Annotated in this window: 3 protein-coding genes and 1 riboswitch; of the genes, 2 read left to right on the top strand and 1 reads right to left on the bottom strand. The window is 74.7% G+C overall.

Translation table 11 applies throughout. The features are described from left to right. Window positions 1-514: FAD-dependent oxidoreductase (locus tag B7767_RS37745; RefSeq protein WP_143652870.1), on the bottom strand; the 514-nt coding region annotated here is incomplete at its 3' end. Further along, a riboswitch (TPP riboswitch) is annotated at window positions 512-623 on the bottom strand. It overlaps the preceding gene by 3 nt. 51 nt (window positions 624-674) lie before the next feature. On the opposite strand from B7767_RS37745, the gene B7767_RS37740 reads away from it, so the two are divergent. Together B7767_RS37740 and B7767_RS37735 are read left to right on the top strand one after the other, a co-directional pair. Continuing rightward, the gene (locus B7767_RS37740) at window positions 675-1,034 is read left to right on the top strand and encodes a hypothetical protein (protein ID WP_085575928.1); all 360 of its coding nucleotides are present in this window, start codon (window positions 675-677) and stop codon (window positions 1,032-1,034) included. Between the two features lie 9 nt (window positions 1,035-1,043). Then, on the top strand, window positions 1,044-1,676 hold a 633-nt coding region (locus tag B7767_RS37735; RefSeq protein ID WP_143652869.1), incomplete at its 3' end, for an NAD(P)/FAD-dependent oxidoreductase.

Here is a 1,676-nt window from a genome sequence, read left to right as displayed (position 1 = left end):
CCGCGCGCTCACAGGCGGTGACCAGTGCGGCCGCCAGCCGCCGGGGGTCGATCTGGTGGTCGCCGTCCACCCGCAGGCCGCCGCGCACCCCCGGCGCGAGCATCGGCTCCAGGCGCCGGCAGTCCCGCCCGGACAGCCACTGCGAGTCCAGCCCCGACCGCTGCTGCAGGGCGTGCAGTTCCCGCAGGTGGGCGCGGTCGTCGGCGTCCAGTGCCACGGCGAGCGTGCCGCACGCGCGGTAGCCGAGGTCGTGGCCGGTCAGCTCGGTCAGTTCGGCCGCGAAGCCGGGATAGCGCCGCGCGGAGGCGAGGTTCAGACCGAGCAGGGTCTCCTCGCCGTAGTGCAGTTCCGTGACGGCGGCCAGCATCCCGGCGGCCACCCGGGCGGCGCCGCCGCCCGGCTCGGGGTCCACCACGGCCGTGGCGAGACCGCGCTGCGCGGCCCGCCAGGCCGTGACCAGACCGATGATTCCGCCCCCGACGACGAGGACGTCTGAGGTACGCGTGGGCGACATGGGCGTCCAGCCCCTCCCTTCGCCGGCATGACCCGGATCAGGTTCGTACGGTCGGAGGCCGCCAGCCTCCCTCTCAGCCCGGTGCGTCCGGGCTCCCGCGAGTGCTTGTACGTTGGCCACCCTAGCCCTCAGGGCATCGCGCTTGTAAGGGAGCCTCCGCGTGGCACCATCACTCGACGGACTCGTCCTCGCCCCCGTGGCCGACCAGGCTCCCGGCCAGGTCGGCACCCGCACCCGGTTCGTCTACCACGAGCGGGGCGGCGAGATCTGGGCCGAGTACGCGGGCGGCGACGTCGTGCGCGGGCACCTGGTGGGCACCCGCGCGGGGGACCGGCTGGACTTCCGGTACGTGCAGCTCAAGCGGGACGGCACGACCTCCTCGGGGCACTGCGTGTCGACGGTCGTGGAACTGCCCGACGGGCGGGTGCGGCTGGAGGAGGACTGGCGGTGGGAGTCGCAGCCGGGCAGCGGGACGAGCGTGGTGGAACAGCTCGCCGATGATGCCGCGTCAGGTGTCTAAGGTGATCGGGTGAGCGAGCAGACGCAGGGACCGGGACGGTCCGAGCCGCGGCGGGTGGTGGTGGCGGGCGCGGGCATGGCCGGCGTGCAGACCGCCCTCGCCCTGCGGGAGCAGGGCTTCACCGGCGCCGTGACCCTGATCGGCGCGGAACCCCACCAGCCGTACGACAGACCGCCGTTGTCCAAGGCGGTGCTGCTCGGCAAGGCCGAGGACTCCGCCTTCGACGTCGACTTCGAGGACGCCGGCGTCGAGCTGCGGCTCGGTTGCGAGGTGCTCGGCCTGCGCCCCGCCGACCACGAACTGGACACGGAGAACGGGCCCGTCCCGTACGACGTCCTGGTGGTCGCCACCGGTGCGGAACCGCTCCGGCTGCCGGGCGCGGAGGGCGTGCCCGGCGTGCATCTGCTGCGCACCCTGGACGACGTCGCGCGGCTGCGGCCGGTGCTCGCGCGGCAGCACGACATCGTGGTGGTCGGTGCCGGCTGGATCGGCGCGGAGTTCGCCACGGCGGCCCGCGAGGCGGGCTGCGCGGTCACCGTCGTGGAGGCGGGGGAACGGCCGCTCGTCGAGGCGCTGCCCGCCGAGGTGACCGCCCCGATGGCCGCCTGGTACGCCGAGGCGGGCGTCACGCTGCGTACGCAC

The sequence above is a fragment of the Streptomyces sp. 13-12-16 genome, from assembly GCF_002114215.1.
GTDB lineage: Bacteria > Actinomycetota > Actinomycetes > Streptomycetales > Streptomycetaceae > Streptomyces.
This window is presented reverse-complemented; position numbering and strand designations above follow the sequence as displayed.